General features: G+C 54.8%; 21 protein-coding genes. 11 read left to right on the top strand and 10 right to left on the bottom strand.

Going from position 1 to position 25338, the window contains the following annotated elements; all coding sequences use genetic code 11:
- Positions 1-119 precede the first annotated feature (119 nt).
- The 3 genes from clcA to tyrS all read left to right on the top strand — a co-directional run bounded on the left by clcA (position 120) and on the right by tyrS (position 3457).
- The gene (clcA, locus tag LQ901_RS11480) at positions 120-1589 is read left to right on the top strand and encodes a H(+)/Cl(-) exchange transporter ClcA (protein ID WP_084977261.1); all 1470 of its coding nucleotides are present in this window, start codon (positions 120-122) and stop codon (positions 1587-1589) included.
- 105 nt (positions 1590-1694) lie between these two features.
- Entirely contained in the window at positions 1695-2039 is a 345-nt protein-coding gene (gene erpA, locus LQ901_RS11475; protein ID WP_010862558.1) for an iron-sulfur cluster insertion protein ErpA, read from the top strand.
- 215 nt (positions 2040-2254) lie between these two features.
- A complete protein-coding gene (tyrS, locus tag LQ901_RS11470; protein WP_039045931.1) occupies positions 2255-3457 on the top strand; it encodes a tyrosine--tRNA ligase in 1203 nt (400 codons plus the stop codon).
- Between the two features lie 153 nt (positions 3458-3610).
- Here the strand turns inward: tyrS and rpoD are convergent, their stop codons facing one another.
- From rpoD to rpsU, 3 genes are all read right to left on the bottom strand, one after another.
- A complete protein-coding gene (rpoD, locus tag LQ901_RS11465) occupies positions 3611-5458 on the bottom strand; it encodes an RNA polymerase sigma factor RpoD (RefSeq protein ID WP_010862556.1) in 1848 nt (615 codons plus the stop codon).
- Positions 5459-5554: 96 nt separating this feature from the next.
- Complete coding sequence (gene dnaG, locus LQ901_RS11460) at positions 5555-7312, bottom strand: DNA primase (RefSeq protein ID WP_233672264.1); 1758 nt, start codon at positions 7310-7312, stop codon at positions 5555-5557.
- Between the two features lie 260 nt (positions 7313-7572).
- On the bottom strand, positions 7573-7788 hold the full coding sequence (gene rpsU, locus LQ901_RS11455) for a 30S ribosomal protein S21 (protein ID WP_010862554.1): 216 nt from the start codon (positions 7786-7788) through the stop codon (positions 7573-7575).
- A 183-nt stretch (positions 7789-7971) separates the two neighbouring features.
- On the opposite strand from rpsU, the gene tsaD reads away from it, so the two are divergent.
- The gene (gene tsaD / locus LQ901_RS11450) at positions 7972-8991 is read left to right on the top strand and encodes a tRNA (adenosine(37)-N6)-threonylcarbamoyltransferase complex transferase subunit TsaD (protein WP_039045929.1); all 1020 of its coding nucleotides are present in this window, start codon (positions 7972-7974) and stop codon (positions 8989-8991) included.
- 251 nt (positions 8992-9242) lie between these two features.
- On the opposite strand, the gene plsY is transcribed toward tsaD, so the two are convergent.
- A complete protein-coding gene (plsY, locus tag LQ901_RS11445) occupies positions 9243-9857 on the bottom strand; it encodes a glycerol-3-phosphate 1-O-acyltransferase PlsY (protein WP_010862551.1) in 615 nt (204 codons plus the stop codon).
- A 124-nt stretch (positions 9858-9981) separates the two neighbouring features.
- Between plsY and folB the strand changes: the two genes are divergently transcribed.
- The 3 genes from folB (at position 9982) to bacA (ending at position 11826) form a co-directional block, all read left to right on the top strand.
- Positions 9982-10338 (top strand): bifunctional dihydroneopterin aldolase/7,8-dihydroneopterin epimerase, encoded by a 357-nt coding sequence (folB, locus tag LQ901_RS11440; protein ID WP_010862550.1) that lies wholly within the window; start codon positions 9982-9984, stop codon positions 10336-10338.
- Entirely contained in the window at positions 10338-10892 is a 555-nt protein-coding gene (folK, locus tag LQ901_RS11435; protein ID WP_064977191.1) for a 2-amino-4-hydroxy-6-hydroxymethyldihydropteridine diphosphokinase, read from the top strand. Before folB ends, folK begins: the two co-directional genes overlap by 1 nt.
- A gap of 127 nt (positions 10893-11019) precedes the next feature.
- On the top strand, positions 11020-11826 hold the full coding sequence (gene bacA / locus LQ901_RS11430) for an undecaprenyl-diphosphate phosphatase (protein WP_010862548.1): 807 nt from the start codon (positions 11020-11022) through the stop codon (positions 11824-11826).
- A 95-nt stretch (positions 11827-11921) separates the two neighbouring features.
- Here bacA and LQ901_RS11425 read toward each other — a convergent pair whose 3' ends face one another.
- Positions 11922-13157, bottom strand: coding sequence for a multifunctional CCA addition/repair protein (locus tag LQ901_RS11425; protein ID WP_152136117.1), 1236 nt, complete (start codon positions 13155-13157; stop codon positions 11922-11924).
- Between the two features lie 181 nt (positions 13158-13338).
- On the opposite strand from LQ901_RS11425, the gene LQ901_RS11420 reads away from it, so the two are divergent.
- Positions 13339-15153: an ExeA family protein gene (locus tag LQ901_RS11420; protein ID WP_152136754.1), complete on the top strand. Its 1815-nt coding sequence runs from the start codon at positions 13339-13341 to the stop codon at positions 15151-15153.
- A complete protein-coding gene (locus LQ901_RS11415; protein WP_152136115.1) occupies positions 15153-16253 on the top strand; it encodes a general secretion pathway protein GspB in 1101 nt (366 codons plus the stop codon). Before LQ901_RS11420 ends, LQ901_RS11415 begins: the two co-directional genes overlap by 1 nt.
- 178 nt (positions 16254-16431) lie before the next feature.
- On the opposite strand, the gene LQ901_RS11410 is transcribed toward LQ901_RS11415, so the two are convergent.
- From LQ901_RS11410 to LQ901_RS11400, 3 genes are all read right to left on the bottom strand, one after another.
- A complete protein-coding gene (locus LQ901_RS11410; RefSeq protein WP_152136114.1) occupies positions 16432-17052 on the bottom strand; it encodes a TIGR04211 family SH3 domain-containing protein in 621 nt (206 codons plus the stop codon).
- Between the two features lie 173 nt (positions 17053-17225).
- The gene (locus tag LQ901_RS11405; protein WP_010862543.1) at positions 17226-18491 is read right to left on the bottom strand and encodes an inorganic phosphate transporter; all 1266 of its coding nucleotides are present in this window, start codon (positions 18489-18491) and stop codon (positions 17226-17228) included.
- 23 nt (positions 18492-18514) lie between these two features.
- Positions 18515-19195 (bottom strand): TIGR00153 family protein, encoded by a 681-nt coding sequence (locus tag LQ901_RS11400; RefSeq protein WP_010862542.1) that lies wholly within the window; start codon positions 19193-19195, stop codon positions 18515-18517.
- 171 nt (positions 19196-19366) lie between these two features.
- Here LQ901_RS11400 and LQ901_RS11395 point away from each other — a divergent pair, with 171 nt between their 5' ends.
- Entirely contained in the window at positions 19367-20899 is a 1533-nt protein-coding gene (locus tag LQ901_RS11395; protein WP_233672263.1) for an inorganic triphosphatase, read from the top strand.
- A gap of 23 nt (positions 20900-20922) precedes the next feature.
- Here LQ901_RS11395 and LQ901_RS11390 read toward each other — a convergent pair whose 3' ends face one another.
- Complete coding sequence (locus LQ901_RS11390; RefSeq protein ID WP_052181438.1) at positions 20923-21147, bottom strand: YbdD/YjiX family protein; 225 nt, start codon at positions 21145-21147, stop codon at positions 20923-20925.
- Positions 21148-21266: 119 nt separating this feature from the next.
- Positions 21267-23324 carry a carbon starvation CstA family protein gene (locus tag LQ901_RS11385; protein WP_152136756.1) on the bottom strand — a complete coding sequence of 686 codons (2058 nt, stop codon included), beginning with the start codon at positions 23322-23324 and terminating at the stop codon, positions 21267-21269.
- A gap of 462 nt (positions 23325-23786) precedes the next feature.
- Between LQ901_RS11385 and LQ901_RS11380 the strand changes: the two genes are divergently transcribed.
- Positions 23787-25307, top strand: a complete 1521-nt coding sequence (locus tag LQ901_RS11380; protein WP_233672262.1) for a methyl-accepting chemotaxis protein — start codon at positions 23787-23789, stop codon at positions 25305-25307.
- Positions 25308-25338: the final 31 nt, after the last annotated feature.

Raw genomic sequence — 25338 nt, 5'->3', positions numbered from 1 at the left:
GAGACAGGTGCATAAAACAGCTATAGTAATCGAAATGTAAGTACGCAGCGATCTGCCTGACAGACGGCTGCGGTGTTGTGAATTCTCTTCATATTAAGCGAATTAGGATCGTTTGTTCTATGAGTGCTTCAAGTAACGAGACGTCATCTGCAGCGGAGAGCACAAATCAGCCCGCTGCGCAGCAGCCTTCCACGCCTCTTTCCTCTGCCGGTCACGGCGGGTTAATTCGTCGTCTGGCCGAGCAGGATAAAACCCCGGTGTTGGTGCTGATCCTGTGTGCCTTGGTCGGCCTGTTGGCCGGCGGGGTCGGGGTCGCTTTCGATCGGATGGTGAGCCGAGTCAAATTTGAGCGGGTCGATGCGCTGACCTTTATGGCCGATTATCAGGTGTTGGTGTGGATCGGGGTCTTTTTACTGTCGGCTCTGCTGGCGGCCTTCGGTTATTTTCTTGTGCACCGCTTTGCGCCAGAAGCAGCAGGCTCCGGTATTCAAGAGATTGAAGGGGCGATGGATGGCCTGCGTCCGGTACGCTGGTGGCGGGTATTGCCGGTCAAATTCTTCGGTGGCCTCGGCACCCTCGGCTCTGGGATGGTGCTGGGTCGTGAAGGCCCGACCGTGCAGATGGGCGGTGCGGTCGCGCAGATGATTGCCGATCTGTTCCGTCTCGGTAAAAACCCCGAAATTCGCAATACTTTACTGGCGGCCGGTGCTGCGGGCGGTTTGACCGCCGCGTTTAACGCCCCGCTGGCTGGCGTACTGTTCGTGATTGAAGAGATGCGCCCGCAGTTTCGTTACAGCCTGATCTCGATTAAAGGCATTTTCCTGAGCGTTATCATGGCCTGCTTGATGGTGCGCTTTTTCACCGGTCAGGTACCGGAGCTGCCGGTCGGATCGCTCGGGTTTGCGCCGCTCAACTCCCTGTGGCTGTATCTGGTTCTCGGCATGCTGTTCGGCGTATTTGGCGTGCTGTTCAACCGCATGGTGTTCTGGAGCCAAGATAGATTCGCTGCCTTGCACGGCGGCCAGCGCAAGAAGTTTGTGCTGATTGGTGCGGTGATTGGGGGGATCTGTGGTCTGTTGGCACTGCTGGTACCGGAAGTGTCAGGGGATGGCATGTCACTGGTGCTGATTGCCGCTAAGGGCAACTTCACTATCACCGCCTTGCTGCTGATTTTCTTTGCACGGGTGATCACCACCTTAATGTGTTTCTGCTCTGGCGCGCCGGGCGGTATTTTTGCCCCAAGTCTGGCTATCGGCACCTTGTTTGGTACCGCGTTCGGTACGCTGGCCACAATGTTGTTCCCGCAATATAACTTGGAGATTGCCACTTTCTCGATTGCAGGGATGGGCGCACTGTTTGCCGCTACCGTGCGGGCACCACTGACGGGGCTGGTATTGGTGCTGGAGATGACCGAAAACTACCAGTTAATTTTACCGATGCTGATCACCGTGCTGGGGGCCACACTGTTAGCACAAGCATTGGGTGGTCGTCCGCTGTATACTGTGCTTTTGGAGCGCACCTTGCAAAAGCAGGCGCAGCAACAAGCTGCCGCTGCCCAAGCTGCGGCGTCCCCAAGCCAGTCCGTTTGATACAGACAATCGGTCGGGGCTATTCACCGGGCAGAGCGTTCAATACTTGAACGATTTAGTCAGGTATTGGATAATAGCCCCGCTTCTGATTGCGGAGACCAAAGAATGAGCGAAGTACCGGCGTTGCCGTTGGAATTTACTGATGCCGCGGCAAACAAAGTGAAGGCACTGATTGCCGAGGAAGAAAACCCGAACCTGAAACTGCGGGTGTATATCACCGGTGGGGGTTGCAGCGGTTTCCAGTATGGTTTTACCTTTGATGAAACCGTGAATGACGGCGACATGCTGATCGAAAAAAGCGGTGTGGCGCTGGTGGTTGACCCAATGAGCCTGCAATATCTGGTCGGTGGTGAAGTCGATTATACCGAAGGCCTAGAAGGTTCGCGTTTCGTGGTGCAAAACCCGAATGCCAAGAGCACCTGCGGCTGCGGCTCCTCATTCAGTATCTAAGTGACCCACTGAATCTCTGATGTCCCCGCCGCTGGCGGGGATTTTTTTGCCTGCGGTTCACATCTTGTCTGCAGCTTGTTTACACCCGATGCCGGTGTAAACCTGCGGCGGCAGAATAATCGGCAAGATTGCGGCCTAAGCGGTTTGCCTTGCCGATTGAATCCAGTAGTATGGCAAATTCATGATTAATATTTTCGCGTATCTAGGAGAGCGCAATGGTGCGTATTGAAGAAGCACTGGCGGTAATTAAACGCGGTGTGGAAGACCTGTTGCCGGAAGATGAACTCATCGCCAAATTAAAAGAAGGGCGTCCGCTGCGTGTAAAACTGGGTGCTGACCCGACTGCGCCGGATATCCATCTGGGTCACACCGTGATCCTGACCAAGCTGCGTCAGTTCCAGGACTTGGGCCATGAGGTTATTTTCCTGATTGGTGACTTTACCGGTATGGTGGGGGATCCGTCAGGTAAAAATACCACCCGTCCGCCACTGACCAAAGAGCAGGTCATGGCTAACGCCGAGACCTATAAAGAGCAGGTGTTCAAAGTTCTGGACCCCGCCAAGACTCGTATCGAATTTAACTCCAGCTGGTTGGGCGAGATGGGTGCCGAAGGCATGATCCGTTTGGCTTCTCGTCAGACCGTGGCGCGGATGCTGGAGCGTGACGACTTTAAAAAGCGTTTCCATGATCACCAGTCTATCGCCATTCACGAGTTCATGTACCCGCTGCTGCAAGGTTATGACTCAGTCGCGCTGGAAGCGGACGTTGAGCTCGGTGGTACTGACCAGCGTTTCAACCTGCTGATGGGCCGTGAGCTGCAAAAAGAGTACGGACAAAAGCCGCAAATCGTCATCACCATGCCACTGCTGGTGGGTCTGGACGGCGAGAAGAAGATGTCCAAGTCGGCACACAACTACATCGGGATCAGCGAAGCACCGTCCGAAATGTTCGGTAAAGTGATGTCTATCTCTGATGATCTGATGTGGGATTGGTATGTGCTGCTCTCTTTCCGCCCACTGGCTGAAATCGAAGATTTCAAAGCCCGCGTGGCGGCAGGCACACTGAACCCGCGTGACGTGAAAGTGTGGCTGGCCAAAGAGATCATCGCTCGTTTCCACTCACAAGCGGATGCGGATGCGGCGGAGCAAGAGTTCATCAATCGCTTCCAAAAAGGCGCGATGCCAGATGAAATGCCAGAGCTGACTTTGGATGCCGGTAGCGAAGGCATTGCCATTGCGAACCTGCTGAAAGACGCGGATCTGGTGGCCTCAACGTCCGAAGCGCTGCGTATGATCAAGCAAGGTGGCGTGAAGATTGATGGCGAGAAAGTCGACGACGCCAAACTGACCCTGAGCGCAGGCAGCACTGCCGTGTATCAGGTGGGTAAGCGTAAGTTTGCGCGCGTGACGCTCAAATAAGCTCGCTATTGGCGTTGGTGCTGTTGAGGTGCAGCTCTTTGTTGCGGATACCGAAACAGCACAAATAGAACGACGCCGATAAAGACGTTGATTAAAGAAAAAGCCCGTCATTGACGGGCTTTTTTATTGCTTTGCGTGACGCGACTGACGATGTTATTCGTCGAGGAAGCTACGCAGCACTTCCGAGCGGCTCGGATGGCGCAGTTTGCGCAGTGCCTTGGCTTCAATCTGACGGATACGCTCACGCGTTACGTCAAACTGCTTACCTACCTCTTCCAGCGTGTGGTCGGTGTTCATATCGATACCGAAACGCATACGCAGCACTTTGGCTTCACGCGCCGTCAGACCTTCCAGCACATCGCGAGTGGCGTTGCGCAGGCTTTCTGAGGTGGCCGAATCCAATGGCAGCTCGAGGGTAGTATCCTCGATGAAATCACCCAGATGCGAATCTTCATCATCCCCGATTGGGGTTTCCATGGAGATTGGCTCTTTGGCAATCTTCAGCACTTTGCGGATCTTGTCTTCTGGCATCATCATGCGCTCAGCCAGCTCTTCAGGGCTCGGCTCACGACCCATCTCTTGCAGCATCTGCCGTGAAATACGGTTCAGCTTGTTGATGGTTTCGATCATGTGCACCGGAATACGGATGGTGCGCGCCTGATCCGCGATAGAGCGGGTGATAGCCTGACGGATCCACCAAGTCGCATAGGTCGAGAACTTATAACCACGGCGGTATTCAAACTTATCCACCGCTTTCATCAGACCGATGTTACCTTCTTGGATCAGATCCAAGAACTGCAGGCCGCGGTTGGTGTATTTCTTGGCAATCGAAATAACCAGACGCAGGTTCGCTTCAACCATCTCTTTCTTCGCACGGCGCGCTTTCGCTTCACCGATAGACATCCGACGGTTGATATCTTTTACCTGCTCGATAGTCAGACCGGTTTCTTCTTCGATCTGACGCATCTTTTGCAGGCAACGCTGCACTTCTTCATTAACTTCACTTAAACGCATTGACCACGGTTTACCGGCGGCCAGTGCTTTTTCCATCCACTGTGGATTGGTTTCATTACCTGAGAACAAAGTGACGAAGTTTTTCTTCGGCATTTTGCACTGTTCCACACACAGTTTCATGATGATGCGTTCCTGAGTACGGACACGCTCCATCATGGAACGCATTGCGTTTACCAGATGGTCAAATTGCTTTGGAACCAGACGGAACTGCTTGAAGACTTCAGACAGCTTCTGAATTTCTTCGTTGGTAACCGGATGGTTACGACCGTTAGCTTTGATCGCTAAACGGGTAACTTCATACTGATCGCGCAGTTCAGTGAACTTCTCGCGCGCCAGCTCCGGATCGATGGTGCCGTCGTCGTCGGAAGAATCATCACTCTCTTCTTCCTCTTCGTCGTCATCCAGATCCTCATCCGCCAGATGCTCTTCAGACAGCTCAGAGCCGACGTGGGTCGCCGTAGGTGCCATATCTTCTTCGGCATTCGGGTCGACAAAGCCGGTGATCAGGTCAGACAAACGGGAGGTGCCCGCTTCGACGCGATCATATTGCTCCAGAAGATAGGTAATCGCTTCTGGATACTCTGCAACAGAGCACTGTACTTGGTTGATACCGTCTTCAATACGTTTGGCGATATCGATCTCACCCTCACGGGTAAGCAGTTCTACGGTGCCCATTTCGCGCATGTACATGCGCACCGGGTCCGTGGTTCGTCCGATCTCAGATTCCACGCTGGACAGCACTTGCGCAGCAGCTTCTGCTGCGTCGTCATCCGCGAGGTTTTCTGCCAGCATCAGGTCATCGGCATCGGGTGCTTCTTCCAGCACCTGAATACCCATGTCGTTGATCATCTGGATAATGTCTTCGATTTGATCGGAGTCGACCATATCTTCCGGCAGGTGGTCATTGACCTCGGCATAGGTCAGGTAGCCTTGCTCTTTACCCTTGGTAACAAGAAGCTTAAGCTGCGACTGCGGGTTTTGCTCCATAAGACGATATCCACACTTCAAGGTCTGAAAGAAGAAACTAGTACGCTGCGGCGTAAACCGCCAAGTATAACAGTTGGGCGTTTTTTCTACTAGCTACTAGCCATTGCCCGGTTTGGCTGTAGTGATTAGCAGGGCAAGTTCCCTGCGCTCGTCGGCACTTAAGCCGTGTGTTCGGTCTTTTGCGATCAGCTGGTTCATACGTTGCTCCACTAATTGGCTGTAGAGGTGATCCAGCGTGTTCAAAAATTCGTCGGCCACATTCTCATCAGTGATCATGTGGTTCCACATGGCCAACATTTCAAGTTGTTGACCTTCTTTTGTTCCGCGCCAATGTTCTAATAACTGGCCCGTGGTCAGCCCAGGCTGCGCCTGACAGGCTTGTACCAGCCGAATAAACAGCGGTAAGCCAGGAATATCCAGCTGCTCTAACCCGGCTAGCGAAGGCACTTGGCTGGCCAGCGCTGGGTTTTGCACCAGTAAACCAATTAACACGCGCATCGGTGTACGTTTAATCTGTGGGGCTGGGGTTACTCGCTCTTGCTGCGCTTTGGGCAGCAACCGCTCTAACTGGTTTTCATCCAAAATGCCGAGCTTTTGGCCCAAAATATTGCGCAGATACAAGCGCAAGGTATCGCCGGGCACTTTATCAATCAGCGGAATGGCCAGTGTGCTGAGTTTGGCTTTCCCGTCACGGCTGCTCAAGTCCACCTGTTGCAGCAGGGTTTCAAATAAAAACTCAGACAGCGGCAGCGCGTGTCCGATACGCTGTTCGAAGGCCTGTTTACCTTCCTGACGAATCAGTGTATCAGGATCTTCCCCGTCCGGCAGGAACATAAATTTGAGCTGCTTGCCATCATTGAGGAAAGGCAGGGCAGTTTCCAGTGCTCGCCATGCCGCATCACGACCGGCATTATCTCCATCATAGCAGCAGATAACGTTATCGGTACTGCGCAGCAATAATTGAATATGTTCTGCTGTGGTGGAGGTGCCAAGTGAGGCGACGGCGTAGTTAATATCAAACTGCGCCAGCGCCACCACATCCATATACCCTTCGACCACCAATAAGTGATCTGGTTTCGGATTGGTTTGCTGCGCTTCATAAAGGCCATACAGTTCGCGACCTTTATGGAAAATCACCGTTTCCGGTGAGTTGAGGTATTTCGGTGTGCCATTGCCGATGATGCGGCCACCAAACCCGATGACCCGCCCACGCCGGTCACGGATGGGAAACATCACCCGCTCGCGAAAGCGGTCATAGGTGCGTTGGCTCTCTTCATTGTGAACCAAGAGACCTGCATCCGACAACATTTGTTGTTGCGCCGGATTGTTGCCACCAAAACGGCGCAACACGTTATCCCAGCCATCTGGCGCAAAGCCGATACCGAAGCGATGAATCACTTCGGCCGACAGGCCGCGTTGGGTCAGGTATTGCTGGGCTTTGGCCGATTTCGGCTGTACCAGTTGTTCACGGTAATAGGCCGCCACTTGCCCCATTAATTCATGCAGGCTGCGGCGCTCTTTACGATCTTGCGTCGGTTGACTATGGCTACCGGTTTCGCGCGGGATTTCTAATCCGTGCTGACTGGCGAGCTCTTCTACCGCTTCCACAAATTCCAGACGATCAAAGTCCATCAGAAATCCGATGGCGTTGCCATGCGCGCCACAACCGAAGCAGTGATAAAACTGTTTCTCGGCACTGACGGTAAACGATGGCGTTTTCTCGTTATGGAACGGACAGCAGGCATGGTAGTTCTTACCCTGCTTTTTGAGTTTCACACGGGCATCAACCAGATCGACAATGTCAGTCCGGGCCAGGAGATCATCAATAAATGCGCGGGGGATTTGACCTGCCATGACACCTCATGATTGGTTAGTCAGACGAAGCAAGTTCATAAACGAGCAAAAGCCGCGCGTTCCTTGCGGAATGCACGGCCTGTGCTGTAACAGAAGTCTGTTAGCGGCTGTCTGTCCGGAGAAAACTCCGCGCGAACGGCAGGAACTGCAGCAGACAGCTGGTTGTCAGTGAGAAATTCGCCTCTGATAAATCAGTACCGAACTCCGCTGACGTGCCCGAAGGCGGTGTACTGAAACGTGAGTTTCAGCACACAAAAGCATCAGTACAGACGAGTGCGGCGTGCGTTTTCACGAGCCAGCTTCTTCGCGTGACGCTTAACAGCAGATGCTTTAGCGCGCTTACGCTCAGTAGTTGGTTTTTCGTAGAACTCGCGACGGCGAACTTCAGACAGGATACCTGCCTTTTCGCATGAACGCTTGAAACGACGCAGAGCTACGTCGAACGGCTCGTTTTCACGTACTTTGATTACCGGCATATGCCTCTCACCTCAAAGGAAATTGGGTTAATCTGCTGACTATCAATTCGCCAGCTTGACTAAAAATGGTGCGGAATTTTAATCCGAAGATATAGGGATTGTAAAGCGCTACCGTGTTCTGCTGGCGTGATTTTAGTGTGCAGGATAACATATCAGGCTTTCCACGTCAGCCTGAGGCCACTTATGCGCATTCTAGGAATTGAAACCTCCTGTGACGAGACCGGTGTTGCAATTTACGACGACAATGCCGGGCTGTTGGCTAACCAATTGTATAGCCAGATAAAATTACATGCTGATTACGGCGGGGTGGTTCCGGAGCTGGCCTCACGCGATCACGTAAAAAAAACCGTTCCCCTGATTCAGGCCGCACTGAAAGAGGCCGGATTGACGCCGAGTGATATTGATGGCGTCGCCTATACCGCCGGTCCTGGGCTGGTCGGCGCGCTGTTAGTCGGCGCGACCGTCGGCCGCTCGTTGGCCATGGCGTGGGGCGTACCAGCAGTGGCGGTACACCACATGGAAGGCCATCTGCTGGCACCGATGCTGGAAGACAATCCGCCACCGTTCCCGTTCGTGGCACTGCTGGTTTCCGGTGGTCACACCCAGTTGATCCGCGTTGATGGCGTTGGCCGGTATCAGCTTTTAGGCGAGTCGATTGACGATGCGGCTGGGGAGGCGTTTGATAAAACAGCCAAATTGATGGGACTGGATTATCCGGGCGGTCCGCTGTTGGCCAAGCTGGCTGAGCAAGGCACGCCGGGACGTTTTGTGTTCCCGCGCCCGATGACCGATCGTCCGGGGTTGGATTTTAGTTTTTCTGGTCTGAAAACTTTCGCCGCGAACACCATCCACAAAGAGGGCAATGATCCGCAAACCCGCGCCGATATTGCCCATGCGTTCCAACAAGCGGTGGTGGATACTCTGGCGATTAAGTGTCGACGCGCGCTGAAAGAGACCGGCTTTAAACGTCTGGTGATTGCCGGTGGCGTGAGCGCCAACCAAGAGTTGCGCCGTCAGCTGGCGGAGATGATGCAGAGCATCGGTGGTGAGGTGTATTACCCGCGTACCGCGTTTTGTACCGATAACGGTGCCATGATTGCTTATGCCGGTATGCTGCGCTTGAAAAACAAAGAGTTTCAGGACTTGTCGGTCTCCGCGCGTCCGCGCTGGCCGATGAATGAGTTAAAGCCGTTAGCCGAGTGATCGGCGAGTTAGGCATCAATCAGTCACGGGCTTTATTTTATCGCCAATGTCGGCATGTTCGTGGTCGTTAAACGACGATCTGCCGATGTTCGCGACAGCGGACCAATGTGCATTTCATGCGTATTGGTCCGTAATTAGCCGCGAGACGGATGGCCAAAGTGGCGCGGCATAAGCGGCCTGAAAACCGCTGTTTATTGCGGTGATAGTTTATTGCGCTGATGTCTGCGTGGCGGGTTACTGTTCACTGACGATTACTCTTCGCGCTCCCGAGGGCGACGAAACTTTTGCCAGATTTTCGGCTCTTGGCCGCGCCATAAGCGCTCTAGATTTTCGTGGTGGCGCAGCAAAATCAGGCACGAGAGCATGGCCACAGGAAAGGTGAACTCAGGGCGGAACCACCATACGTACAACGGCGCGAGCAGCGCGGTAATCACTGCGGCCAGGGATGAATAGCCGGTCAGCAGCAAGGTGATCAGCCAAGTGCCGCTGAGTAAGCCGGTGATATCCCAACTGATGGGGGCAATTGCCCCAAACGCCGTAGCGACGCCTTTGCCGCCTTGAAAGTGAAAGAAGATCGGGTAGATGTGTCCGAGACAGGCGGCGATCGCGATGATCCCCAGTACCGGTGGGGCGAGATCCAGTTTATAGGCCAGCCACACCGGTAAGCCGCCTTTGGCGACATCAGCAATCAGAACGGCGAGGGCGGCAAAGCGGCCACCGAGGCGCAATACGTTAGTGGCGCCCGGATTACCGGAGCCGGTTTCGCGTGGGTCAGGCAGGCCTGCCAGCCGGCAAATCAGAATTGCGCTGGAAATGGAGCCAAGCAGATACGCGCAAATGATCATGCCAAGTGCGATAGCGCTCATGGCGGCCTCCTCAGAATCCGGAATTATTGACGCAGTGGCTATCGGAGCGTGCCGATTCCATTGATAATACGCAAATTAGGCTGTTTGGGGTATCCGACCTCTCTTTTTTATGGATAGCAACGTGATGGATATCGTATTTATCGACCAGTTGAACGTCATCACTACCATCGGGGTGTATGACTGGGAACAGACCATTAAGCAGAAATTAGTGCTCGATATCGAAATGGCATGGAATAACCGTCCGGCCGGTGAAAGCGATGACGTTGCGTTCTGTCTGGATTATGCTGCGGTCAGTGAAGCGGTCACCACCTTTATCGAACAAGGGCGCTTTGCGCTGGTTGAGCGGGTGGCCGAAGAGGTCGCGGCGATGCTGATGTCTCGGTTTGGGATCCGCTGGTTACGTCTACGAGTGGCGAAACCGGGGGCGGTGGCCAATGCCCGCCAAGTCGGGGTGATTATCGAGCGCGGAGAGCGAGCCTGATGGTGGAGCTGTTCATCGGGATTGGCAGTAACACCGAGCGCGAAAAACACCTCAACGCTGGGGTGGCAGAGTTACAGCAAATCTTTGCCGAGGTGGAACTTTCCCCCGTTTATGAAGCCGAAGCTGTGGGTGTTTGTAGCGGAAACTATTACAATCTGGTCGCCCGTTGTAAAACGGCGCGCACAGTGTGTGAAGTGAGTGCTGCATTGCAGGCGATTGAGCAGCGTTGGGGACGACGCGATCCACAGTATGCTGGCTGCTGCACGCTGGACTTGGACTTGTTGCTGTATGGCCGACTCTGTCAGAGCGATAAGCCACATTTGCCGCGTCCGGATATCCTGCAGTATGCCTTTGTGTTACGCCCGCTGGCCGATTTGGCCCCGGACGTGACTCATCCGCAAAACGGGCTCTCCTTCGCGACCTTGTGGCAGCGTTTTAATGATCCGGCACAGCGTTTATGGCCGGTGAGCTTTGCGTGGCAAGACGTGAACCGCGCTAGTTTGCATACTTGTGCGGTAGTGGATGTCAGCGTTTGCTGCCATACCGATGCGTAACACCGATTTGTAATATCGCGTAAGGGTCACTGACGGCCTGCTGAGGATGACTTTGCTCGGCTTAGGTGATCGGTTTTCATGTTTATACATTGATTTTTGTTGTTTATTTTCGCAGGTAGGCGTGTTCATGACCGAGTTGCTGATTGCTTTCATCCTAGGTGTGGTTGAAGGCTTGACCGAATTTTTACCCGTATCTTCCACCGGCCATTTGATCTTAGTCGGTCACTTATTGGGCTTTGAAGGCCCGAAAGCGGCGACCTTTGAGATCATTATCCAGCTCGGCTCTATTTTAGCGGTGGTGGTGGTGTTCTGGCGGCGGATGTTTGGCCTGATCGGGATCCACTTTGGTGAAAAGCCACAGCAAAGCGGTGGCCACCTGACGTTATTGCACATCATTCTGGGGATGTTGCCGGCGGTGGTGATTGGTTTGCTGGTGCATGATTGGATTAAAGCCAATCTGTTTGGCCCGCAAACCGTGATGTATGCCTTGGTGGTCGGCGGTGTTCTGCTGTTGGTAGCGGAGTACTTTAAGCCGAAAACTACTGCGCACAATATTGATGAGATCAGCTACAAGCAGGCTTTTGGCATCGGTCTGTTCCAGTGTCTGGCGCTGTGGCCGGGCTTCTCACGCTCCGGCTCTACCATCTCGGGTGGTTTGCTGTTGGGGGTGGGCCGTCATGCGGCGGCGGAATACTCCTTTATTCTGGCAGTACCGATGATGCTGGGCGCCAGTGGTTTAGATCTGCTGAAAAGCTGGAGCATTCTGAGTCTGTCTGACTTGCCGATGTTCGCGGTTGGCTTTATCACCGCATTTGTGGTGGCGATGATTGCGATCAAAACCTTTTTGGCGGCGATTAAGCGTATTTCGTTCGTGCCGTTTGCCATCTATCGCTTTATTTTGGCCGCGATGGTGTATTGGGTCGTGATTGGTTAATTCTAATCAGATGCTCGATAGATAACGAAAAAAACCGGCCTTGTGCCGGTTTTTTTATTGCGGAGCCCTAGAAAGGTCGGTGGTGAGCCAACGCATTATTCTGGCTGCGGATAGACCTCTTTGGCGGCAGCGATCAATTGTTGGCGCTGTTGCTGCACCGCATGTTTGATTTCCGGCCCACGTAGCCCTTGCGCGACGATGGCTTTGACATCCACGCTCAAGGCCGCTTGATACAGCGTTTGCAGGTAAGCGGCTTGTGGATAGGCACGCTGTTCAAAGCCCAAGCGGCCACAAAAGTCGGCTTGGGCGGCCTCTAAAGCCCACTGTAGGCGTTCGGGCCGACGCCAGACATCCAACTGGTCAAAGATTTTCAACACTGTTTCCGGTCGCAAGTCAAAGGCATTGTGTAGGTTGCCGTGGGTTTGCGCGACTAAAATGGCCGCCTCTTGATGGCTGGCCGGCACTTTTAAACGGCGGCAAAATTCGCGGATCAGCGGTACCCCTTTTTCGCCATGCCCGTGATGGCTTGGCCAGAATTGTGGCGGCGTTAAGGCTTTGCCAAAGTCATGGCACAGCACGGAAAAACGCACTTCGGGGCCATAAGCGCGCTGAGCGGCTTGCTGTAAAGCCATCAGGGTGTGGATGCCGCTGTCAATTTCTGGGTGCCACTTCTCGGGCGCCGGAACCCCAAACAGATTATCCAGCTCCGGGAATAACACCGTCAGCGCGCCGCAAGCACGTAATACGGCAAAGTAGACATCCGGCGCGGCGCTATTCAGGGCTTTCTCGGTCTCTTTCCACACTCGCTCGGCGGTGAGATGCGTCAGCTCGCCACTGGCACTGATTTGCTGCATCAGCGCCAGTGTTTCTGGTGCGACACGAAAGCCAAGGTGGGCAAACCGAGCGGCAAAACGCGCCACCCGCAATACGCGTAGCGGATCTTCACTGAAAGCGGGGGAGACATGACGCAGCCAGCGATCGCGCAGATCCTGTTGGCCACCGTAAGGATCAGTGAGCGAGCCATCTTCTGCTTGTGCGATCGCGTTGATGGTCAGATCGCGGCGCAGTAAATCTTGTTCGAGCGTCACATCGGGCGCGGCGTGGCAGACAAAGCCGGTATAGCCTTGGCCTTGCTTGCGTTCGGTACGTGCGAGCGCATACTCCTCATGGGTGCGCGGATGTAAAAATACCGGAAAATCACGGCCGACTTGCTGATAGCCCTGCGCGAGCAGCTGCTCAGGCGTTGCGCCAACCACTACCCAGTCGCGCTCGGTGACGTTCAGCCCTAACAATTGATCCCGTACTGCGCCACCCACCAGATATGTCTGCACCCTGTCTCCTTAACACCGCGTCGATGAGATTATTGCTGTGCAGTATACCGGATTATGCGCCAACATGCCGGTCAGTGCGCGGTTTGCGGGCCAGATCCGCGCAGAGGATGGTAATCGCAGCGCTTTCCGGTAAGCTGTGTTGACAGGATGTGACAACCGGCCGCAGCACAAGGAGTAGGCCATGTATCAGGCTTTTTTCGGGCTTCGTGAAGCTCCGTTTGCGTTGGTGCCCGATCCGCGTTTTTTGTACCTGAGCGAGCGTTATCGTGAAGCCTTGGTGCATCTGTTTTACGGTTTGCGTGATGGCGGTGGCTTTGTGTTGCTCTCCGGTGAGGTGGGCACCGGTAAAACGTTGGCGGCGCGTACCATGCTGGAGCATACCGATCCGCAGTGTCAGTTGGCTTTGATCCTCAATCCGCTGTTAACCCCACAAGAGCTGCTACTGGCGATTGCCACTGAGCTCGGCGCCCATGTGCCGGCGATGGCATCCTTAGCCCAGCTTACCGAAGTACTGCATCACCATTTTTTGCACAATCATGCCGCTGGGCGCAAAACCATCGTGTTGGTGGATGAGGCGCAGCATTTGTCGCCGGCGGCGCTGGAGCAATTGCGGCTACTGACCAATTTGGAAACTGGCCAAACCAAGCTGCTACAGGTGATTTTAATCGGTCAGCCCGAGTTGGCTACGATGTTGGATTTACCGGTGTTGCGTCAATTGGCGCAGCGCATCACGGCGCGCTATCACCTGACGTCGCTGGGTTATGACGAAAGTCTGCACTATTTGCAGCATCGCTGGCAGGTGGCGGCTGGCCAAGGTTGGCCCTTTAGTCGCGCAGCAGGTTATGCCTTGTACCGTTGCAGTGGCGGGATCCCGCGTTGCCTGAATTTGCTGGCGGAGCGCTGCTTGATGCGCGCTTACGGCCACCAGCAACAGCAAATTGGCTGGCGCTGCGTACTCGGTGCGTGGCGCGAGTTGCGGGGGCAGCATACACTTCGGTTGCCACGGTTGTGGTTTTCCTCTTGGCTGTCTACCCGTCATTCTTCAGCGAATACTGGGAATGCGATGCTGTCGGCGCCCATCACAATAGCGCTCGGTGCGGGGGCGATTTATCTGCTGGCAGTATGGCAGCCCAGCTGGTTTGGGCTTACCCCAATGCCAACATCCACACCGCAGGTAACGGCTACAGCATTATCCACTGCGGCGCCTGTAGCGAGCGTACCGAATCTGAGCGCATTGCCTCCGGCTTCAGAGCTTAGTGCGCCTAGCGTATCAAGCCTACCAAGCGCTGCGGTCGGCGAGTCGTCGGAGACTCTTTCGGGTGTGCGCACCATTGCGTCGACGCCGCAGCAGGCGTTGGCGGTGCTGTTTCAGGTGTGGGGCTATCAGCTACCTAGTGGGCAGGCTGATTGCCATGCCGCTAGCGCGTTAGCGCTGCGTTGCTATCAGGGAACGGCCAGCTTAGCGCGTCTGGCGGCGTTGAATCATCCGGCGGTGTTATCGCTGCAAGAGCAGCAACAAAATTATGCCGCGGTGCTATACCGTTTGACCGCCCAAGATGCGGAGCTATTGGTGGGAGAGAGCCGATGGCGGGTGTCTCGCTCATGGCTGGAAGCGCACTGGAATGGGGAGTTTACCCTGTTGTGGCGACCGCCGGAGCCCTCGAGCCAGCGTGTGATCCGTCGTGGCGACCAAGGCGCCTTAGTGCAGTGGTTAGCGAGCCGCTTACCGCCACCGGATAGTCATAGTGATGTGGCGGCGAACCAAAGTACCGCTTCGGTAGCACAGAATATCCGCTTTGATGCTGAGCTCGAGCAACGGTTGCGTCAGTTCCAGCAACTGCAAGGCTTACCGGCCGATGCGATGGCTGGCCCGCTGACGCAGATCGCGCTCAGTGCGGGTAATGGTGGCCCCTTGTTAGCGCAGGTGGCGAGTGGCCCACTTAATGAGAATGTCAGTGAACCGCCGCGTGCGCCGCTTGTGAAGGAGAACGGATAATGTCGACCATTTTGACGGCGTTGCGCCGCGCCGAGCAAGAGCGGCGACGCCAACCGACCGGTGAACCGTTGTTACCGACCCTCCCCGGCGGTCCGCTATTAACCGCGGATTCCGCCGCATCCGCCGCATTGGCGCAGCGACAGCGCCATTATCAGCGCCTTAGCTTGCGGTTATTGCTGTTACTGCTTGGGGCGAGCGGGATGTGGCTTGGCTTACGTTATGGTATCGGGCCAGATATTCGCACGCCGCAGGTATCAACCTCATCGGTGTCTAGCATTGAGCCGCGAATACCGACGATTGAAAATACCCATGCGCAGCCCGCATCAGCGCCAACAGTATCCACATTACCGAAGGCCGAGGATCATCTAGTTCAGCCGCAGGTATTAAGCTTTCCGCGTCTGGAAACGGAGCGTATTAGCGCTGAGCAGTTAGCGTCGGCGTTATCGCCAGAACGCGAGAGCTGGGCATTACCACCGCCGATTGCCGGTATCGCACTGGATGATAACTTGATCACGGCCGCCGATATTTTACCGACGCCACCGTTACCGACCGATCCGGTGCGCCGACCGCCTGCAGCCAATAGTGACGCCTCTGCGTTAGCGGTATCGGAGGAGGCAAGCCGTGGGCTAGCGGATACCGATACTGCGCTGACGCCACCGGACAAACTGGATTTGCGTGGCGTGTCACCGGAGTTGGCGCAAGCGTTTCGCGCCGCCTTACAGGATAAATCCAGCTCTGTTACTTCGTTCGCAGGTAGATCGGGTATCGCCATGCCGGTCACTCGGCCAGAAATAACCGCACCGACGTCACCAACCGCCTCGACCAAGAAGGATGTTAGCGCCAAGACATTGCCGCAGTTACGTCATTTGCCGGCGGCGCGGCGTGCGTTGATCCCATCACTGCGTTTTGAAGTGCACAATTATGTGTCGGCACCGGACAAACGCTGGGTGCGGATTAACGGACAGGTCTATCGCAGTGGCGCGCAGTTAGCTAAAGGCGTGCAGTTGCTGCGCATTGAGCCTGAGCAAATTGTGTTGGCGGTGAAAGGGCAGCAGGCTGCGTTGCCGGCCTTGCAGGATTGGCCGGGTAGTCGCGGCTGAGGGAACGACTGTTGTATGCCGCGATGAGAGGCGTAGAGCTGGTGGTGCTGCAGATAGTCTGGTGTGATGAGCGCAAAAATGAACAACGCCGGCGCATATTGTTATGTGCCGGCGTTGCTATTGCGTTTATCTGCTTCAGCGTGTTTGCGGCTAGCGCGCACGTTGGCATCGGCGCAAATTAGCGCATCCAGCGGTCTTTACGACGCCGAGTTGGGATCAGATGCGGTAGCAGCAGCCCCAGCAGCAGACCGGCACCGGCAACGCCGCCACCATAGATAAACCAGCGCATCAGGATCTCACGCTTTTCCGCATCCAGATGATTATTCAGGGTCTGCATCTTGTCTTTGGCCTGTTGCAGCTCGGCTTTCAGACGTTCGTTTTCCCCTTGCAGCGTAGCCATATCGCTATCACTGCGACTGACTTTGGCTTGCATATCACGGGTACGTTGCTGCCAATCGGCATCAATAGTGCTGAGCTTCGCGGTCAGCTCTTTAACTTGCGCTTCCAGCTCAGGGACGCGAACACGCAAACTTGGCGTGGCGCTGAGCTGATTTTCTGGTAGCCACACCTGGCGGCCTTTGCTGTCAGTCACCTGCGCAAAGCCAGTGGCGGAATTCACGCTATCGAGCGTGACGGCATCGCCTGCATTCAGGGTGCCCAAAATTCGGTATTGCGTGCTCGGGCCGGAGTGCACATACGCCTGCAGCTCATCAGAGACATAACGGGTCTGATTGGCATAGGCGGGAAGTGTTAATGCTGCAACCAGCAGGGCGGCAATTTTGGTGCTTAATTTGGACATAATGTCGGTATTTCTGCGCATTCTGGTTCATGTTCGGGAAGGGTGCATAGTAGAAGGTTTGCGCACCGGACGCAAATAAGCGGCACCCGTATCGGGTGCCGCAGCAGACTTTTGTGCGTCTGACGACAATTATGCGAAATCGTTACACGCGCAGTGCCTCGCAAAAAATGCGATTAGGCGAAAATAGCGCGGAACAGATAGAAGAAGATAATCGACAGGAAAGCACCGGCTGGCAGTGTGATGATCCACGATGCCACGATATTACGCACGACACCCAGGTTCAACGCCGCGATACCACGGGCAAAACCGACACCCAATACCGCGCCCACCAGCGTTTGTGTGGTGGAGATAGGCAGGCCAGTACCGGAAGCGATAACCACGGTGGTGGCGGTTGCAAACTGCGCCGCAAAACCACGGCTTGGGGTCAGGTCAGTAATACCGGTACCTACGGTGGCCATTACTTTATGCCCCAGCAGCGCCAGACCAATCACGATACCTACCGCGCCCAATGGCAAGATCCACCAAGCAATAGGTGAGGAGTTGTGCAGTTCACCACCGCTGCTGACCACGGCCACGATCGCCGACAATGGGCCAATCGCGTTTGCCACATCGTTGGAGCCGTGGGCAAAAGCCATCGCACACGCGGTGATCACCATCAGCACGCTAAACACGCGCTCAACACCGGCAAAACCATTTTCAGATTCGGCTTTGGCGGCGAATTTTTTGCTGCTGATGTACAGGTAGCCACCAATCATTACCACCAGCCCGCCAATTACCGACAGCTGCAGGGTTTCGGCATCGGTCAGATCCAGACCAACGTGCTTCAGACCTTTTTTGATGGTAACCAAGAAAATTACCAGCGCAGTCAGGAACATGTAGACCGGACCATAGCGCTTAGCGTTTTTCATTGGGGTTTCGGTATCAAAAATCAGGCGCTGGGCGCTGATAAAAATACCGTAGGCCAGAATACCGGCAATCAGTGGCGTGATCAGCCAGCTGCCGACGATCCCTTTTACACTGCCCCAATCCACAGAGTGTGGACCGACTGAAACGCAGGCAAAACCGATGATAGCACCGATAATCGAGTGGGTGGTGGAGACCGGCCAACCCATGACGGATGCCACAATCAGCCAGGTTCCGGCGGCCAGCAAGGCTGACATCATCCCGAACACCAAGGTTTGTGGTTCATGGGTAAACAGTGAGGTTTCGATGATCCCGTTACGGATAGTCTGGGTCACTTCACCACCGGCCAGATAGGCGCCGGCAAACTCAAAGACCATGGCTATTAAAATAGCCTGCTTGACGGTGACGGCCTTGGCACCTACTGAGGTGCCCATGGCATTTGCTACGTCATTGGCGCCGATCCCGATGGCCATTAACAGACCAAGAAAAACCGCGACCAGCACAATGAGCGAGCCGTGTTGTGCCAAAATTTCCATTGAAGTACCTATTTTTTGCTACGTTATGAGCGAGCCAGCATCAGTTCCAGGCGAGCGCCCACGCGCAGTGCCTGATCAGCCAAATCACCCACCCATTCCAGAGTTTTGTACAGGAACACCACATCAATCGGATTGAATTGATCTTCCAGCGTCAAAAGCGTCTGACGTAGCAGGATCTGGAGGTGGTCTGTATCATCTTCGATGTGATCCAACTCCGTGATCATGTTTTCCACCAGCGCAACTTCACGGCCTTTAAAGCCAGTTTCCAACAGACCATCCATTTCATTGATGACCCGATTGGATTGCGCGGTTGCATCCAAGCAGCGTTGCAGATAGTTCATGAAAGCCGGGTGCATTTCATCGGGGATGCGCAGATGGCGGCCGATGACGCGTCCGGAAATATCTTTAGCACGGTTGGCAAGCTTGTCTTGCTGAGTCAGCAATTCCAGCATGTCAGTACGGTCAACCGGTAAGAATAACCCGCGTGGGAGCTTCAGTCGGATCTCACGTTTTAATGTATCCGCCTGTTTTTCCAACTGGGAGATTTCTTCCCGGATCTTATTGGCCTGTTCCCAATCATTTCGGGCAGTAGCTTCAAAAAAAGGCACCAGCTGTAAACAGCATTCGTGCACCTTATCCGAGTGCTTACCCAAAGGTTTGATGGGTGACTTGGCAAAGAGACCTAAAATAGTATTAACTGGCATAACCAATGTACCTATTGTTGGCGATTAATTTGCGCAACAGTTGTCAGAGGATGCGCATGTTATCGTATGTGACCGCAGACTTCACCCGCTTGAAGTCAAATAACCGCACATTTCTGCTGCTCCGGCTGCAAAAAATAGCCCGTTAAGTGTGACAAATTCTGGTTTTTCGTTATGAATACTGAGATTGAGTTAAAGTTTATTGTCGACCCAGCGATGAAACCGGCACTGTATCGCCTGTTGCAGGATTGGCAGACCAGCGAGCACCGTACCCGCCACCTGATCAATACCTATTATGATACGCCAGCGCAAAATTTGCGTCAGGCAAGAATGGGATTACGGGTGCGCACCATTGGCGAGCAACATGTCCAGACCCTGAAAACCGATGGCACTGTAGTTGCCGGTTTACATCAGCGCCCAGAGTTTAATGTCCCGTTGACTGCGCCGAGCCCAGAGTTAGCCCGTTTTAGTGAGGCTGGCCATGACATCAGTTGGCCGACACAGTGGGATCTGACGGCGATCCAAGACAGCTTACAGCCGCTGTTTAACACGGATTTTGAGCGTGAGCAGTGGCTGGTTACTGCCGCAGATGGCAGCCAAATTGAGCTGGCTTGGGATCAGGGCAGCATTACTGCTGGCGAGCGTCAAACCCCCATTAGTGAAATTGAACTGGAGCTGGTGAGCGGCGATGCGAACGCCTTGTTTACCCTAGCACAGGCTCTGTGTGCGCTCGGCGGCCTGCGGCAAGGGCAAGACAGTAAAGCCGCGCGTGGCTATCGCTTGGCTGCCGGTGAGTCAGAGCCGCGCTGCCCACGTCTGCCGGCGTTTACCTTGCAGCGCAAAATGACGCTGGAGCAGGCATTTGTGCAAGTGCTATCTGGCTTACTTGGCCACTGGCAGCGTGCCGAAGCGGATATCGCGCGTCTTGATGAGCTGGGTGCTGCTTTGGCGGTGCGGGCATTACAGGCCATGCGTGATGATCTGACCTTTATCCGTCAGTGGCTGACGTTGTTTGGCCGTTATATTCCACGCAAAGCCAGCGCCGGTTTACGCCAAGAGATGCAGTGGCTGGAAGAGCAATTGGCCGGCAGTGCTCGTTGGTTGTGGTTGGATCAGAGCGTGCCGGAGGGGCGTCGCGAGCAGTTGCAGGCGCAAACTGGCCCGTTCCCACTGGCGCATTATCAGCAGTTACTGTTGAGCCCGCGTTATGCTGCGCTGTTGCTGGCCTTTAACCACTGGTTGGCGTTCAGGGCTTGGCAGCGCTTTACCGATGATGCTGGGCAAAAAGCGCTGGCCGCGCCAGTGAAGCGTTTTGCCGATACCCAGCTGGGACGACATTGGTCAGAGATGAAGAGCCGATTGGGAGGCCGACATCCACTGAGCGTACGCCAATATCTGGATCAGGCGCCGGTAGTGCAGCGTTTTAACGAAGTGGCACTGGCTTTTGCGGCGCTCTATCCGCAGGATGAGGCCCAGTTTTTTATGGCCGAGGTGCAACGCTTTGGCGCGCAGCTCGCCAGCCTACAGGCACGGGAAACCGAGCGCCGTTTACTGGCGGTGAGCATGGCGACAGTCGATGAAGCGGAAACCTCGCCGGTGTGGTTGGCAAACAGTGTGACGGCGTTGGAGCAAGAGCAAGCCGAATTGGCCGCGACATTGGAAGCTGCGCGACCCACGCTGCTCAGCGCCGCCGGTTATTGGTTCTGATCGCTACTAGGTCCGATGCTGAGTTAGCACGGGCATTTACTGAGCTTGCCTTTTTTACCCGGATAACGAGCATCAATGCAGGCGCGATGAAAATCCGCCTCGCTCAATACCGGTAGCTCCGGATGCTGCTCACGCATGTGGGCGGCATAACGGGCATAGTCAGGAATGCCGACCATTAAGCGAGCCGTTTCGGCCATCCGTTGGTAAATCGCCTGTATTTTTACCCGCGGTATGGATATCTGGCGCATCGTGTTCTCCTTAACTTGCATCGCTCTTGTAACGTGAATCAGAGATGGGCTGAACACGCCCACCTCTGATTCTGAGTCGCTGCTCACTCTCGTTTTCGCATCACTCAGAATGCGCTTTTTTATGACGCATCATGTTGAAATTGAGCCGGCGTTTCTTTGGCGCTCGGGTGGGGCAGGCGCATGGCTTGCAATGATGCGCGTACGCCGAAGAACAGCATCGCCAGTACCACACTGATAAAGAGCGCGCTCAGGGCGCTGTTCACGTAATCATTGAAAATGACCTGTTGCATCTGCTCTAACGTTTTGGCCGGGGCCAGTACGGTGCCACTGGCGGCGGCTTGATTGAATTTCTCAGCATGGGCCAGAAAACCAATTTTTGGATTCTCACTGAAGATCTTCAGCCAGCCGGCGTACAAGGTCGTGGTCAGTACCCACACGCAAGGCAGGGCCGTGATCCACGCAAAACGCAGTTTTTTCATCTTGATCAAGACGGTGGTACACAAAATTAACGCCATGCCCGCCAGCATCTGGTTGGCGATGCCAAACAGTGGCCACAGGGTATTGATGCCACCCAGCGGATCAATCACGCCTTGATACAAGAAGTAACCCCAGCCGCTCACCGCCAGCGTAGTGGCTAGCAGGTTGGCCGGCAGAGAATCGGTATTTCCCAGCGGTTTGAAAAAGGTGCCCAGCAAATCTTGGATCATAAAACGGCAAACGCGGGTACCGGCATCAATGGTGGTCAGAATAAACAGCGCTTCGAACAAGATGGCAAAGTGATACCAGAACGCCATCATGCCCGCGCCACCAAACACCTGCGACAGAATATGCGCCATGCCCACCGCCAGCGTAGGTGCGCCACCGGTGCGCGACAAAATAGTCTGCTCACCCACATCCTTCGCCATTTGGCTCAGCATTTCTGGCGTGACCACAAAGCCCCACTGACTGATCGCCGCCGCCGCTTCTTGCGGTGTGGTACCAATCAGCGCCGCAGGTGAGTTCATGGCAAAATAGACGCCCGGCTCCAGCACACAGGCTGCAATCAGCGCCATCATGGCGACAAAGGATTCCATCAACATCGCACCATAGCCAATGGCGCGCGCATGGGTTTCATTTTCCAGCATTTTCGGTGTTGTGCCGGAGGAGACCAGCGAGTGGAAACCGGAGATTGCACCACAGGCGATGGTGATAAACAGGAACGGGAATAGGTTACCGGCAAATACTGGCCCGCTGCCGTCAATAAAACGGGTGACGGACGGCATTTGCATGTCGGGTGCCACCACTATGATGCCTAATGCCAGCCCGACAATGGTGCCGATTTTGAGGAAGGTAGACAGGTAATCACGCGGCGCCAACAGCAACCACACCGGCAATACCGAGGCGATAAAACCGTAGATGATCAATGACCAAGCCAGGGCCTTACCATCTAGGGTAAACCAGCTGGCAAAGCTGCTTTGGGCGACATCTTCACCGTACACAATCGCCAGCATTAACAGCACAAAACCAATCAGTGAGATTTCGGCAATTTTCCCGGGGCGAATATAACGCATGTAAACGCCCATGAAGACCGCCAGTGGGATGGTTGCAGCAATGGTGAAGCTGCCCCACGGGCTGCCAACCAGCGCTTTCACCACCACCAGCGCCAGTACCGCCAGCAAAATCACCATGATCATTAAGATCCCAATCGAGGCAATGACCCCGCCCACTGGGCCTAATTCGGCTTTGATGATCTCTCCAAGCGATTTACCGTCGCGCCGGGTGGAGATAAACAGCACGATAAAATCTTGTACTGCGCCAGCAAACATTACGCCGACCAAAATCCACAAAGTACCGGGTAAATAGCCCATTTGCGCGGCCAGGACCGGTCCGACTAACGGGCCGGCGCCGGCAATGGCGGCAAAGTGGTGGCCGAACAGCACCCATTTGTTGGTCGGGACATAATCCAACCCATCATTGTGTCGCGCAGCGGGCGTCAGGCGCTGGCCATTTAACTCCAACACCTTATTGGCAATAAAGCGGCTGTAAAAGCGGTAGGCAATCAGGTAGCAAGAGACCGCTGCGGTGATCAGCCAAATCGCATTGATACTTTCCCCGCGGTGCAGGGCTAAGGTGCCAAAAGCGGCGGCACCGGCCAGTGCGATCAGGAGCCACAGCCCCCATTCCTTGAGTGTGCGCATGATTTCATCCTTGTGTCTGGGAAAACCGCTCCCGCGTTCGTTGGTGATGAGGCGCGCCGCGGTAATGGGGAACGGGAATTGTTTCGATTTTGTAAATGCCCACCGGCAAACGCAAGGGGTATGGGTGAAATCGACGATGGCGCTGCTGCACCGGTACTTGGTGGTGTTCCCGACTGCTTAGTGGGATAAGTGGAGCTGCCTTATCAGGCAAAATGTGTTATACGTCTGGTTTTTATGCTGACAAAACTGGTGGTAGTGTTTGCGCTGAAGTAAAGTTACTGTTGCTTTTGTGATGCAGGTAGATACACCGAACGCACTGCAGCGCTTTGCGCAGGGGTTTTGTGATCTGTCACCGATTTTACGGGATTGCTGATCGGGGGATCGCAATGGATGCCGATACCCCTAACAGACGATCACCATTGCCGTGATTGATTGATATCAAAAAGGGATGCTATGGACGCAATGCAATTTCATTTCTGGGAGAAATGGCTGGTCAATGTACGGTTATTACCAAAAGCCGTGTTGCTAATGGTATTCAGTACGGTGCTCCTGACCGGTAAGCAGTGGTGGGATGCCGATACGTTGCGTCAGCATCTGTTGAGTACGGCGCAAACGCAGGCCGAGCAGCAGGCGCAGTCGGTGGCCAGCTTGCTCACTCAAGCGGCGACTGGCTCGCAAGCGACCTTGGTGCAGCAGTTGCAGCAAGCGGGAGTCTCTGTGTATGCGGTATCGCCGGATAAGCAGCTGCTAGGGCATCCGCAGCTCAAGCGTTATGAAGAGTGGAATAGCGGCGCGGGCATGTCGGGCTGGAGTGATGAAGGCGAGCAGCGCTATTTTCGCGCACACTCCGGGGATTGGTTGGCGGCGGTAGCGTTAGATAGAAACAGCGCGGATCAGGCCTATCAGGATTTTATCTGGCGTAGCGTGTGGCAAACGGTGGTGATGATCGTGATGTTTATCGTCCTGCTGGTGGGCGCGGTCCGTATGATGCATCGTCAGTTAAGTTATCTGAAAAACGGCATTGAAGCGCTGGCGGCCAAAAACTTAGCGGTGCCAGTACTGATGCCGTGCAAAGATGAATTTGGCGATATGGCGCGGGCGCTGGAGCAGACGCGGCAAAATCTGCGTGGCATCGTGACGGTACAAAATAATACCGCGCAAGAGCTGTCGGCGGTGGCGGAAGTGATGTCGCTGGCCATGCGTGAAACCGGTGAGTCGACACAAGAAGAGTTTGCCGAAATCGATCAGCTGGCTTCAGCCATGAGTGAAATGAGCTCAACTGTGCAGGATGTGGCGCAAAATACCGAACTGGCGTCGCAATCGACCGCTGAAAGTGCCGAGCAGGCCAAGCAAGGCGCGGTGTTTGTCGGCAAGACCACCGAGGTTATCCGTCAGCTGTCGTCTGATATTCGTGAGTCGGCCTTGGCAGTGAACCAAGTGGAAGAGCAAGTGGGCTCGATTGGTTCGGTTGTTTCGACTATTCGCGGTATTTCCGAGCAGACGAACTTGCTGGCGCTGAATGCGGCCATTGAAGCGGCACGCGCCGGTGAGCAAGGGCGTGGTTTTGCGGTAGTCGCCGATGAAGTGCGTCAACTGGCGCAGCGCACGCAAAATGCCACGGTCGAAATTCAAGAGATGATCTCGCAATTGCAAAATAGCGCGCAACAAGCGGTGACCTTGATGGAGCAAAGCGTGCTGGAAGCTGCCGAAGGTACGGAACAAATTGAGCGTGCCGGTAGCGAATTTACCCGTATTGAGTCCAGTGTTCTGCGCATTAATGAGATGAATTTCCAAATTGCATCGGCAGCACAGCAGCAAAGCTCGGTGGCGCAGGAGATGAGCCACAACCTGACCAATGTCCGTGAGCTGATTTCGGCCTCGGTGACCGTGATTGGGGAGTTGACTGAAACAGCCGAAGCGATGCAGCAGCAAGCCAGCAAGCTGCAGGCCGAAATTGGAGAGTTCCGTCTCGAAGCCGGTTGATGTTGCGCTCGTGTGAGGTAGTGTGTGAGGT

Source organism: Plesiomonas sp. PI-19 (assembly GCF_021368255.1).
GTDB classification, from domain to species: Bacteria; Pseudomonadota; Gammaproteobacteria; order Enterobacterales; family CAMTGL01; genus Plesiomonas; species Plesiomonas shigelloides.
This window is presented reverse-complemented; position numbering and strand designations above follow the sequence as displayed.